The following is an 11,811-nucleotide window of genomic DNA, read 5'->3' on the forward strand; positions in this document are numbered from 1 at the left end:
CTGCTAGATAGTTGTAATATCATCTCATCCTCAACAATACCGTAATGTATATTGCCCTGTTGATTCTGATAGCGAACTATTTTTTGTGTTTTTTGTAGCACATGCATTATGAATAAACTCCTTTGATGATTAAGATTACCTCAGATAAAATTAAATCCGGTTCTCCTATACTATAACATGCCTGTTCTTTTACGTGAAAAAAGAGCTCTCGTCGCAACTCCATCTTCAACTAAACCGGCCTTTAGTTCAATATGATTAAATTATTTAACCATGTATTTTATGGAACCTACAATTTTTTTATATCTGTGTATTGCCTATATAGGCTGCAATAAATTTTCCGATTGACAGCCCTAGTCATACATTCCCCATGAAATGTTCACTTAATTTCATGTACCCTTGCAACTAATACACCCTATTCCATTCAAAATCTTGGTGCTTATTGATTATCTCAAAATATGAAAAATTTTGTACTGGTAATTCGTCCCTTATCCAGCAAACCTGCCTCGTTAGTGCCATAAGAAAAAGGCTGCCTCAGCAACCTTCCTTTTTGAAGATTTTTAGTCCCTAATAAGGTATCATAAAAGTATGTATTCGAGTTTTTATGTATCTGTACTTATTTCCTCCCATTCTTGATCCATATAATTTACGAGCCAATTAAGAGTGTAGTGTCTTTCATATACAACGCCTTCATCTAGAGATGATGGAACTTCCAAATGATTTATTTGTGCTTCTCGTACCGCCCAATGTGCTCGATAAATAAAATCAAGGCAATCTAATATATCACTGGTTGGTTTTATAGAGGATTTATCAAGCAGCTCTTGTTTAGAATGAAGAAAAACCGTCTCAAAAACATATTCAGCATTACATGTATCCGCTGGAATATCTATATCGGATATTAGATTTACAGACCAAAGAAGGAGCCAAATACATTCTAACTTCCAAGAGTACTGGATCAGTTCGTTCTGATTCAGATGTTTTTTCAATAAAAACTCTTTTTCTTCTTCTGTAAATAATTCATTAGCATTATACCTTTCAATAAATTCCTCAATTTTTTCTGGCGGAGCCTCCATCGCTTTCGCTGATACTATCGCTAATGAAATAATTCTGTTAATGATCTCTTCTTTTGTTCTAAGAGAAACTTCCTCTTCATTTTCCGTTAAGGGTAAATGTTTATTTATTGGTACCTTTAGGGTCTTTAATACTTTTTCGGATCTTTTTTTTCTATTTTTCGAACTTCGCATTCCGCACCTCACTATTAGGTAAATCACGTTATCTTCAAAACTACCATTAGAAAAAATTTCCACACACCATCTTTTATTATTCCATTAATCTCAACTTTCCTGAGACTTTAGTTGCATAAAAAAGGCTGCATTATGACAGCACATTTTTAAAGCGAACACACCCGCTAGTTTAAGAAGGAATAATCGTCTAGATCTCCCCTTTAGGAAATTCACTTTTATTCACCTATTAAATATAAATAGTGCCAACTTCCCTTAAAGAAATCAGCACTTCGTTTATTCACTATCCGTTATCGTGAAGCTTTAGGCGGCTGGCACACGTCACATTTACGTTGTTTATTATTTTTAAACTTTGTAAACGTTTTTTCAAAATTGCTGCCACATGTACATTTAAATAGTAACTTTTGCGAAAAACCGTGATATTCCGTCGTTAGCAACTTACTTTCCGAATTGTTCTCAACAAATTCTTTAATTTTGCCAATCGTCCATTGTTTATTCAATCTCTTACACCTCCATATTTATCGGTTTGCGGAGGCTTTGCTTGGCATCCGTCCAAAAGCAGTATAATCGTAAGTTATTCATTATAGCATGCGCTGGCACTCAATTATACAGATTGAATGATCTTCATCAATAACTTGCCCCATTTGTTGCAAAAAGAAAGGGTCGCCGCAGCAACCCTTTGTGAAACTATCCAATCGTTCAAGAACAACATCAGAAAGTTTTTCTATTAATAATTGCATCATTTTCAGTCCTGTTCCATTTGCTTCTCGCTTCTTCATTTCGGTTCTCGAATTGGAGAAAATTTGGTAAGTATATTAAGACTCTTGTTTAAAAGTCCTTAGACTTACCTTGCTTTTGTTTGGATAGGGCAGATAGGATGGATGGTTCGCCCTGATTTCCCAAAAATTTCTTAGTCAGACTTAACTTATGAACCATTTTGTAAACGATCGCGGCTGCAACGATACTGATGATGGCTCCGACAAGAACATCTGCTGGATAATGGACACCTACCCAAATCCGTGAAATCCCTACAAGGACGGCCAATAGTACCCATAAGATCCCCCAACCCCTTTTGAACAACCAAAAGGTTATGCAAAATGAAAAAAATATGATCGTATGGTCGCTTGGAAAGGAATTATTGACTGCTTTTTCAACTAACTTATTAACGTTGGGCAACTCAGCAAATGGTTGATTATTCGAGTGAAATTGCCCTGCTGTTTTTGCCAAAAGTTCCGAGATAACTAATGTAATAAATGCACAGATTACCATGATTCTATTTTTATTTCCTCGGGAAAATAAAAACAGCAGGACTGCCAATACTAAGAAATAAATCATGTATTCAGCGATGAATACAAAGAAAGGATTTAAATCCGTGTATTGTTTACCTAGATTATTAACCATTCTAAACAAGCTACTATTCATTTCGGACAAAGCCATTGAAAAATTCCTCCTGATTGTGATCACTTTAACCATTAAGTTCCATTATGTAAATAAGATGAACTTCAATTAACCCTATGGAAAAAGGCTGCCTCGGCAACCTTCCTTATTGAAGTATAGCATCCATTAGTTTAAGAATGATATTTTCATGTATCCAATCAATATCATCGAGAAGTAATGCCTTTTCACGATAGTTGATTCATAATTCGGGGCTGAATTTTTTTAACATCTTACATATTTGCGTTTAAAACCAAGCCTTCCTTTATCGACTTCTTTTTGAATACTTTCGTAAGCATTTAGAAAACTGCTTTTTTTCTTGTCCCGTTTGACTTCTACTGTTCCTATTTCCTTAGCAGTCTCGACTGCCTTTTCATGGAGTGGCAAATATGATATCCCCACGGTGTATATAAAATTATTCATAGCGGATTTCGTTCGTTCTGGCGAGTCGTGAATCGTATTTTTCACAAGATCAAGCATGTTGGAAATCTTGCTTTCTGAAAACTCAACGTCTTGCCGATTACCTAAAAGCCAGCAGTAGCAACTCCAGCCCGCTGACATTCTCAGCTCTTCACCGCTTGCGATCCATTTATCAGCAACTTCTTGTGCAATATCTGACTCTGCTAAAGTTACGGCCACTACATAATCGGACAGCATATAAAAATATGCAGCATCCATCCAACGATCATAATCCGTCTCGGTCATGCCTTTTGGGTCTGCAATAATGCCTGCAAAGTACATGGCATCGTAGTTTCCCGTGGAATAAAGCTCTTCAGCTAAGCCTTGACTTATTTTTATTTTCTTTGCAATTGGTTTCATAGCGCCTGTGGCCACGCCAAAAAGCGGTTCATGCGCACCATTGGATATGTACATCTTTTTAGTTCGTTCCTTGCCAAGGGCTTCAAGTTCCTGCATAACCATCTCTACATTCATCGCTCAGCACTTCCTTCTTTCGGAGTTTTCCATCCAATCTATCATCATTATCCTATAACAAACTGCCATTTGTCAGCACAACGACTACAGTTGCTTACAACGCTTAGAATCACGGGATTTTCCCATAGTTCTTGTTCAACCATCCTGCCGCGATAGTATTTATTTTCTTTTGGAACGCATACCTTTAAGTTTTATAATGTCGACTTGATTCAGCAGTTGGTTATACATTTCGCTCTTAGCATCATATATGGCAATTTTCCCTTGATTATTATAATGAATTCCCCAACCATAATTTTTTACTAACGGGGAAGCCCTGAAGCAAGCCTTGGATTTTGAAAAGAACGGTTCTCGAAGTTCAGCAGCATTTTCCTCTTCTATTTGATTCCTGATTAAGTATGTCTTGAATTGTACATCTTCTTGTGTAAATTCATATGGGTTATTATTAATTAAATCATGCTCAATATAAGCAATTGTGGGTTTTTCGTGTTTGTTCACAGGTATCTTTGCTGAAGTAACTTTTGAATCCTCTGAAATGGTAATAAGTGTGTTCTTATAACTCATATAACAACCTCCTTATTCAGCAGCGTGACTACTCATGCACCATATTATACCATTTTTCCGTTTCCGGTATCGCCCCGTTAATTTCCATAAGAAAAAGGCTGCCTCGGCAACCCTCTAATTGAAGTAAAGCAACCAGTTAAATTGGATTTGTTTTACTGAATATAAAACAGTTCTTTTGAAAACCTCATACCCTTTCAAGTGGTATATGAGGTAAAGGAGGTAATTGAATTCTAACCACGTCCCCTGGGTGAACCTCACCGCTTTCCAAAACTATGCTCATTATTCCTGCTTTACGTATCAAGTTCCCATGCTTATCCCGGTCTAGAACAGCGTTCACCAGTCCTGGTTTAAATTGATCAATTTGGGCACAAGGATTTCGTAAGCCCGTTACTTTAATAACCGCTGTTTCCCCAATGGATAGTATCGAATCCCTCGGTAATTCAAGCAGATCGATACCTTTTGTGGTGATATTTTCACCCATTTCACCAGCTTTAACATGAAACCTATCTTTCAATTCGTCCAATAATTCTGAGTGGATAAGGTGAACTTGCCGCAGGTTAGACTGATTTGGATTAGCCGCTACACGCGAACGATGCTTAACGGTTTTACCTAAATGGGCATCTCCTTCAACGCCCAAACCTTTCAACAGTTTTATACTATTGCAATTTTCCTTACTGAATGTGTGTTTATCACTTTTACTTACAGCTAGCACTACTCCACTGGCCGAGCCGATTTTTTCGTCATTCATTTTCATTCACCTCCCCCTAATACTTATATTTGATCTATTTGTTCATATATCCTGCCCAGTCGGTTCCATAAAGAAAAGGCTGCCGCAGCCCCCCCTTAGTTGGCTCAATAAGAACCTTATTTAACTTCTAACCTTTTGCATCAATAATCTGTTGAATCATTTCCATGCTTTTAAGATCCTTTGGACGAAGTGTTCTTCCTGTTCCTTGTTCGTGAACTTTCTTTTCTTCAAGTAATTGGTATGGATTTAAAACATTTATTGATATACCTTGTAAATTATAAAGTTCCAGTGGCAAGGCATCTTTTCTCCATACCCAATCTGGAAAACCATTAGCGACTATATCGCCATTATCCGAATACCTGACAAATACAAAACTCACATCGACATCGTTCTTGAGGAAATCGGTTTGAAACTCGCTGACTGGCTTGATTTGAAAACCATCATGAACAAGCGCCTGCTCCAAATGCTCACGATACTGTATCCAAGTAACCAAATCAATATCAGAATGTGACCGAGTGATCTTTCCAAGAAGAAAATCTATTGCCCATCCGCCTCGTAGCCACACGTCAAAATTACGTGATAAGCAAATTTCATTTAATTCAAGAAGTATATTTAATTGTGACTTGCTTGTATCGTTTTCTTCGGTACCTTCCTTATAATCCATCAATATCCACACCCTCTAGGTACTAAAATTTTGAGTATTACCTTATTCTGCATAAGGATTGCAATAACCTTTTTTAAATAACCTGCCTCTTAAGCTGCATGAAAAAGGCTGCCTTAAAGTCAATTCTGATCTTCAGCTAACGCATCCGTCAGTTTAAGGCCATTCCTCACAAACTCTTTTCCAACTTAGTAACGATCACGGAACTTTCATTAGAAATATAAATAAGATTGCCTAATGGGAGGACAGATACGATAAAGGCAGAGAATTTAGTATATTTGTACAAGCATGTTTTTTTTTATCTCATATATATAGTAGAAAAAGGAGTGATATATATATGAAATCTTGTCAAAATATATTATGCCGCCATAACCCATTCTGCGGTCATAAATCATCCAGCTGTGATAAATCATCCCACTGTCATAAATCATCCCACTGTCATAAATCATCCCACTGTCATAAATCATCCCACTGTCATAAATCATCCCACTGTGATAGATCATCCTGCTGTCATAAATCATCCCACTGTGATAGATCATCCTGCTGTCATAAATCATCCCACTGTGATAGATCATCCCACTGTGATAGATCATCCCACTGTGATAAATCAAACTGCTGTCATAAAGGAAAGGATAAGAGTCATAAAACAACATTAGGGACAATCGGACAAGCATGTCAGACCCGACGAGCAATAAGTGAGTTTTTAAGGACTTCTATCATAGGTTCAATCATTGGATTTACTACAACCGCTGAACCATTTACCCCTATATTTGCAGAGTTACGAAGTTTTGATCCTGTTACGGGGCAATTGGTAGTTAATGACAGAGCAATGGGTAATTTCACTATTAGCCTTTCATCTATTTGTTCCGTTAAAACTGCTTGTTCCGTTACAACACAACCGATATTTAATGATTAAAAAGACTTTTTAGTGGATTAGGATAAAAATAAAAAACTCCTCTAAGAGAATGGGATAAGGAAGTTCTAAATTTCTACACATCCTGAAATCCTTTCCTATTCTCCTCCATTCCATGCGGGATAAAAAAAGACAATCAAGTAATTGATTGTCTTTTTTCTCTGTTTGTATTGTCATAGGTTTGCTCCATAAGAAAAAAGAGCTGGGAAACCCTATTGAGTAAAGTATCCGTTAGTTACATAGCACACTATAATATTTTTCACATTACTCCATATTTCCTCTAAAAGCTTTCCATCCAATGTTGCCTGTTGTAGTAGCTCCTCCGTTGTACAAAACGATTGTAAATCAATCCATAATCTGATAGATGCCATTGGTTAGAATGTTCATTGATGTGATAAATGTAGTCTTGAAAAGAAAAACTGACTCTTTTATCAAAGTCCAAATCCCTTTTACTATCTTCCTATGAATAGTTGAGTTTTTCGATAATGTATCATTTTTGAATCCATCTTCCAATTTATAATGGAAGCTCAAATCGTCCCTTTTGCTTCCGCTCCAAACTAGCGATATAGGAACGCATTAGCTTCATGGAAAACTGAAAAATCGGGCTTTGAATAAAGGTATATGCAAACGTCATAATAAACACTGGGCCTCCAAGGATGAACCCGAATATCAAGATGAGGCTCTCGACAACGATTCTCGCCCGGCTGACTGATAACCCGGTTTTTTCCGAAACGGAAAGCATGAAACCATCTCGAGGACCTGCCCCGATTCCCGCAGCCACATAAATTCCTCCGCCGATGCCGGATATGATGATACCCATCAACAAGATAAGTAGATTCAACCATAATTGCTCCGTTTCATGAGGAAGAATGTTGAGATGTAAGAAAAAATCCATGATTGGTCCTATTGATAAGGCATTTAGAAAGGTACCAATACTAATATACTTCCTATCAACTACAACGGTGATCAGTACTAGTACTAATCCACACATGACACTCCACGTCCCAATCGTGAACCCGAACCGCTGGAACAGGGCGACGTTTAAAACTTCCCATGGGTGAAGCCCCAAGGATTGAACATTTACCGCAATCGCATTCCCTAATCCAAAGAAAGTTAAACCAAGAAAAAAAATGAAATACCGTAATAACCTAAATGCCATCTCTTCACCTCTATATCTTATATCCATTTACTCTAGATGAAGATGTCTAAAAGAACAAGATGATTTATGAAATTCAGATGGTGTTACTCAGTATTCAAAAAGCAATACTGACCGCCAGGTGAGAGAATTTGAAGAAGCACAGATCATCACAGAGAAGTATCTTTAAAAAGTTCCTCCAAAAGGACAGTTTTGGATAAAAGCCTTTGGGGCAAAACTGTATCGCCCTCCTTTTTGGCTGAAAAGAAACTATAAATTCTTTATAGAGAATAGGTACTGAATGCTTCGTCATGTTCTTTAATAACATCTGATAACATTTCCATACATTCTGCATCCGCACCTTGGGGTAATTTCTCATTTCTTTTTTTTCTTAAAATGGCTCCTTCACCCTTGAACTCCACCTCTAATTCGTCTCCAAAAGCTAAATTTGCAGTTTTCAACCTTTCACTAGAAACGTTTTTTCTTAATATTCCATATAAGTGTATCAACGCCTTTAGAGAAATGAAAAAGCGGTTTGACTGCAGTAAGGTCAAAATTAAAGGGAGTAAAAAGTGTATTCGTACAAATCTCTGCCTCTACTTTTTGTAGCGGCCAAGGACGATGGTGTATTTCTCCGCAATAGATATTGACCCCATTATCCGTACTATACAAGCAATATCTTTCTGTTAGCCAATGGTCTAACGTTCCTTTTTTAGGAATATAAACTCCTGGTATTGGAGCGTACTTCACATTAAATCTAATTGGAGTATTCGTTTTTCCTTTACGAATACTTTGACAATGAAAGGTTTGTCCTTTTTTTTCAAAAGAAATTTGTGCAGAATAATAGGGCAAACGAAACCATTTCTTGGCTATTGTATAGGAGGCCCAATCCTCAACGTCAAGAGATATGAAAAAGATTCCGGGTTTACCATCACATTGTACATATGTCCTTACATTGATTTCTGAAAATTTAGGGGTCAGTGATACAGATGACAATCCACGAGGATAAATTCCCTCCATAACGAAGATAATAACTCCCAACCAGGCATATCCATCAAAGGTGTCAATTTCTAAATGAGGAGGAATATGAGGTCTTAGTGTTTCAGCTGGAATAGGCCAATGAGTAAACAAGAGATTTCTCCAAGTTTGTCGCATAATCCATTTTTTTGAAGGTATTGGCCAAGGACGGTGAGCGTCATCATCTAGTAAGTTCATGAAAAGTATCTCCTTTATATACTTATTTAAGGGGTGAAAAAAACTCAGTACATCATTTGATGTTGCTTATATTTTTCAATTGCTCTCTGTATTGGCTTTCACCCTATAATGTTGAGAGTTTATAGAGCTTTTAAATTAATTTGATAATGGAGAAGTGAAGATGTCGAACATTCTATCCTATTTATCTTTTGTAATGATTGGAATAATATTTGTCCTATTTTTATTCATGCTTGTTGGTTGGCGTTGGATTATGAAACGTATCGTTAAGAAAATGGGAAAAATCATATTAACCGACAGCTATCAAGAAAATATTATGGAGTTGATGCCAGGACTAAGGCATATGGGCGTTCAAAATATGCTTGAAAATAGTTTGCGTGCAGAAACAGGCGACGTCCTGCATCGACCACTTGGCTCTTCAAAAAAATGGCCGCATTTGGATCCAATTACCTTTATCCCTGCACAAACGACACCATTTCCCATTGATGGCGAAGAAGACGTTGATGTTAAAGTAACCATTGGACCAAAAGCAAAAAAACCAATGAAAATAAAAATTCCTCTTATGATTGCAGGGATGGCCTATGGTATCGCACTTAGTGAACAAACAAGGCTTTCTTTGGCGGAAGCGGCAAAAAATGTAGGAACCGCGATTAATTCCGGAGAAGGCGGAGTAATACCTGAAGAATTAGATAAAGCAGGAAAATATATTTTACAGTTTTCAAAAACAGAATGGTCAAAGGAAGAGGATCTTATTAAGCGTGCCGACATGATTGAAATTAAGTTAGGACAAGGCGCACTAGCTGGGATGGGTGGGAAAATTTCACCCGAAAATTTAACAGGCCGGGCTCGTGAAGTGATGGGGCTTAAAGAAAATGAGGATGGAGTCATTTTTGAACACTTTTTCGAAAATCAAACCTTGAAAGATATTAAAAACCTTGTTAATGAACTTCGGAGCATAACTGGTGGTGTTCCCATTGGTGTAAAAATGGGGGCAGGTGGAAAAATCGAAGAAGATATAGATCATTTAATTGAACTCGGTGTTGACTTCATTACGATTGACGGAGGCCAAGCAGCCACACACGGTGCCCCTCCCATTTTATCCGATGACATGGGAATACCAACATTGCATGCAGTTGTCCGCGCTGTTAATCACATAGAAAAGAGAAAAATGAAGGAGCAAATTAGTTTAATTGTCTCAGGAGGGCTATTAGTACCTGGGCACTTTTTAAAAGTACTTGCACTCGGTGCTGATGCTGTTTATGTAGGATCTGCCATACTATTTGCTGTCTCACATAGTCAAGCATTGGATGCTCTTCCCTTTGAACCACCTACACAAGTTGTTTGGAATCAGGGTAAATTCAAGGATCAATTTAAGGTAGAAGATGGAGTGAAAGCAGCAGAGAAATTCTTTACAGCAAGTATAGAAGAAATAAAAATGGCATTAAGAGCGATGGGGAAACGTTCCTTAAAGGAGTTGTCAAAAAAAGATTTAGTTTCCTATGATGAATTGACTGCTAAAATGATTGGAATTCCTTTTTCATTTGAACCCTGGGAAGACATACACAAAGATAAATAATGGTCCTCATTCCAATTTATTCTTCTTTGTGTATGAACGATAAGGATCAACACTATCCCAAAAACGGCAAATAAAGATTTAACGAAAGGGAATGTCACATTGCGTATACACTACGCTTCTGCAACCAAAGAAATATCTGCCTTAAAGACAGGTTTACTCTTCGATTGTTCCATCCTTTTAAAAAAACCTCAGAAGTTTCAAACTCTTGAGTATAGGAACCTCTGACTCACGTTAGATAATTTGCACCTGGATTTTGGCATATCCAATATTCTTTTTTTTTGATATGTAACTAGGTATTCTCCCCCGATTGCTATACCTTCTTGGAACTCAATAAACTCTTTTAAAATCATACCAGAGCCAGTTTTTTAAGCAAAAAGTTCGTAAAAAGTGTACTTTTACGAACTTTATTTCCAATGGGACATTGTATTAATGGGGGGACTTTCTTTTAGATGAGTATTGTCAGGACAGAACGCGCTTGCATTAATCACACCGAAATTTCTTTTGATATGTGTTTTGAAGCGTTGGGAACTTTTCGGGTCTCATAATTAATCATATCTGAAGAATAAACCGCGATGCTCACAATTCCTCCATATGTTGAAGCTCGGATTAGGATAGGTTGATTGTACTTGTTTTTAAAGCTATAATCAGGACCATCCCAGCTTACTGTAGCATCCCGACCAGATGGAACATAAGGAACGCTCCTAGTATGGGAATAGCGTTGAACAGTTTGCAATCCTGCATTGTCGATAGCGTTAAACAGGGTGGATGACACCTGACAGATCCCTCCGCCGATCCCTTCAGAAAACTCTCCTTCGACTATGACCTTAGCGAGCATATATCCTTTGTCTCCTGTCCTCTTGCCAACGACTTGGTTAAAAGAAAAGGTCTCTCCTGGAAACACGACATGATTATTAATGGCTCTTGTAGCAAGCAAGATATTATTTGAACGATTTTTATTGTTCTGATTAAAATAGGTTCTATATTCACCTATTTTTTTCACACGAATCTGAGCAAGCAATTCGATGTCGACTTTTGGATAAACGGCAAGCAAAGGCACTTCCACTTTGTATGCTTCACTGCTATACAAAAAGGAATAAAATTGCTCATTAAACGCCTGATGGTAAAGCTTATAACCTACCCGCCCAGGTAAAATATTACCATAATTATCGATAGTCGCATTTACAGGTTTTTGATACACTTGGCGGTCTAGTTTTTCGATAAACCGATTGTATTTATCCAAGTCCATCATGGGAACATTTAGTGAGGGCAAAGTAACATCAGCACGGTTTACCGTGGCAATGGTTTGTCCATGTTGAGTTACCGATAAGCTTTCAGAGATATTCACTTGTTGAACGAATAGTAAAATTCCGGCAATCCATGTTAATCTCAATTGAATGCAC

At 37.4% G+C, this 11,811-nt stretch carries 13 protein-coding genes; 1 reads left to right on the plus strand and 12 read right to left on the minus strand.

From position 1 onward, the window contains the following. Nucleotides 1-599 precede the first annotated feature (599 nt). The 11 genes from ACQKNS_RS22440 to ACQKNS_RS22490 all read right to left on the minus strand — a co-directional run bounded on the left by ACQKNS_RS22440 (nt 600) and on the right by ACQKNS_RS22490 (nt 8,838). A complete protein-coding gene (locus tag ACQKNS_RS22440) occupies nt 600-1,241 on the minus strand; it encodes a DUF4272 domain-containing protein (RefSeq protein ID WP_427645469.1) in 642 nt (213 codons plus the stop codon). Between the two features lie 287 nt (nt 1,242-1,528). Further along, a complete protein-coding gene (locus tag ACQKNS_RS22445) occupies nt 1,529-1,738 on the minus strand; it encodes a hypothetical protein (RefSeq protein ID WP_427645471.1) in 210 nt (69 codons plus the stop codon). An 81-nt stretch (nt 1,739-1,819) separates the two neighbouring features. Continuing rightward, nucleotides 1,820-2,017, minus strand: a complete 198-nt coding sequence (locus tag ACQKNS_RS22450) for a hypothetical protein (RefSeq protein WP_427645472.1) — start codon at nt 2,015-2,017, stop codon at nt 1,820-1,822. A 49-nt stretch (nt 2,018-2,066) separates the two neighbouring features. Continuing rightward, nucleotides 2,067-2,675, minus strand: a complete 609-nt coding sequence (locus ACQKNS_RS22455) for an undecaprenyl-diphosphatase (RefSeq protein WP_427645474.1) — start codon at nt 2,673-2,675, stop codon at nt 2,067-2,069. A 222-nt stretch (nt 2,676-2,897) separates the two neighbouring features. Further along, complete coding sequence (locus ACQKNS_RS22460) at nt 2,898-3,605, minus strand: DNA alkylation repair protein (protein WP_427645475.1); 708 nt, start codon at nt 3,603-3,605, stop codon at nt 2,898-2,900. Between the two features lie 159 nt (nt 3,606-3,764). Beyond that, nucleotides 3,765-4,166, minus strand: coding sequence for a DUF6157 family protein (locus tag ACQKNS_RS22465; RefSeq protein ID WP_427645477.1), 402 nt, complete (start codon nt 4,164-4,166; stop codon nt 3,765-3,767). A 184-nt stretch (nt 4,167-4,350) separates the two neighbouring features. Next, nucleotides 4,351-4,914, minus strand: coding sequence for an MOSC domain-containing protein (locus ACQKNS_RS22470; protein WP_427645724.1), 564 nt, complete (start codon nt 4,912-4,914; stop codon nt 4,351-4,353). Between the two features lie 127 nt (nt 4,915-5,041). Then, nucleotides 5,042-5,578 (minus strand): nucleotidyltransferase domain-containing protein, encoded by a 537-nt coding sequence (locus tag ACQKNS_RS22475; RefSeq protein WP_427645479.1) that lies wholly within the window; start codon nt 5,576-5,578, stop codon nt 5,042-5,044. A gap of 1,424 nt (nt 5,579-7,002) precedes the next feature. Beyond that, nucleotides 7,003-7,647 carry a YczE/YyaS/YitT family protein gene (locus ACQKNS_RS22480; protein ID WP_427645480.1) on the minus strand — a complete coding sequence of 215 codons (645 nt, stop codon included), beginning with the start codon at nt 7,645-7,647 and terminating at the stop codon, nt 7,003-7,005. 257 nt (nt 7,648-7,904) lie between these two features. Further along, nucleotides 7,905-8,084 carry an AbrB/MazE/SpoVT family DNA-binding domain-containing protein gene (locus tag ACQKNS_RS22485; protein WP_427645482.1) on the minus strand — a complete coding sequence of 60 codons (180 nt, stop codon included), beginning with the start codon at nt 8,082-8,084 and terminating at the stop codon, nt 7,905-7,907. A 7-nt stretch (nt 8,085-8,091) separates the two neighbouring features. Further along, on the minus strand, nt 8,092-8,838 hold the full coding sequence (locus ACQKNS_RS22490) for a YqjF family protein (RefSeq protein ID WP_427645483.1): 747 nt from the start codon (nt 8,836-8,838) through the stop codon (nt 8,092-8,094). Between the two features lie 160 nt (nt 8,839-8,998). Here ACQKNS_RS22490 and ACQKNS_RS22495 point away from each other — a divergent pair, with 160 nt between their 5' ends. Further along, nucleotides 8,999-10,411: an FMN-binding glutamate synthase family protein gene (locus tag ACQKNS_RS22495; protein ID WP_427645484.1), complete on the plus strand. Its 1,413-nt coding sequence runs from the start codon at nt 8,999-9,001 to the stop codon at nt 10,409-10,411. A gap of 484 nt (nt 10,412-10,895) precedes the next feature. On the opposite strand, the gene ACQKNS_RS22500 is transcribed toward ACQKNS_RS22495, so the two are convergent. After that, nucleotides 10,896-11,801 carry a VanW family protein gene (locus tag ACQKNS_RS22500; protein ID WP_427645485.1) on the minus strand — a complete coding sequence of 302 codons (906 nt, stop codon included), beginning with the start codon at nt 11,799-11,801 and terminating at the stop codon, nt 10,896-10,898. Nucleotides 11,802-11,811: the final 10 nt, after the last annotated feature.

Origin of the sequence: Peribacillus sp. NPDC094092 (assembly GCF_050279365.1) — a bacterium.
Taxonomy (GTDB): domain Bacteria; phylum Bacillota; class Bacilli; order Bacillales; family DSM-1321; genus Peribacillus.

What these genes read in the sequence shown, in the direction of transcription:
- ACQKNS_RS22440 (WP_427645469.1), bottom strand. Translation starts at nt 1,241, where the DNA reads ATGCGAAGTTCGAAAAATAGAAAAAAAAGATCCGAAAAAGTATTAAAG.
- ACQKNS_RS22450 (WP_427645472.1), bottom strand. Translation starts at nt 2,017, where the DNA reads ATGAAGAAGCGAGAAGCAAATGGAACAGGACTGAAAATGATGCAATTA.
- ACQKNS_RS22455 (WP_427645474.1), bottom strand. Translation starts at nt 2,675, where the DNA reads ATGGCTTTGTCCGAAATGAATAGTAGCTTGTTTAGAATGGTTAATAAT.
- ACQKNS_RS22460 (WP_427645475.1), bottom strand. Translation starts at nt 3,605, where the DNA reads ATGAATGTAGAGATGGTTATGCAGGAACTTGAAGCCCTTGGCAAGGAA.
- ACQKNS_RS22465 (WP_427645477.1), bottom strand. Translation starts at nt 4,166, where the DNA reads ATGAGTTATAAGAACACACTTATTACCATTTCAGAGGATTCAAAAGTT.
- ACQKNS_RS22470 (WP_427645724.1), bottom strand. Translation starts at nt 4,914, where the DNA reads ATGAATGACGAAAAAATCGGCTCGGCCAGTGGAGTAGTGCTAGCTGTA.
- ACQKNS_RS22475 (WP_427645479.1), bottom strand. Translation starts at nt 5,578, where the DNA reads ATGGATTATAAGGAAGGTACCGAAGAAAACGATACAAGCAAGTCACAA.
- ACQKNS_RS22480 (WP_427645480.1), bottom strand. Translation starts at nt 7,647, where the DNA reads ATGGCATTTAGGTTATTACGGTATTTCATTTTTTTTCTTGGTTTAACT.
- ACQKNS_RS22490 (WP_427645483.1), bottom strand. Translation starts at nt 8,838, where the DNA reads ATGAACTTACTAGATGATGACGCTCACCGTCCTTGGCCAATACCTTCA.
- ACQKNS_RS22495 (WP_427645484.1), top strand. Translation starts at nt 8,999, where the DNA reads ATGTCGAACATTCTATCCTATTTATCTTTTGTAATGATTGGAATAATA.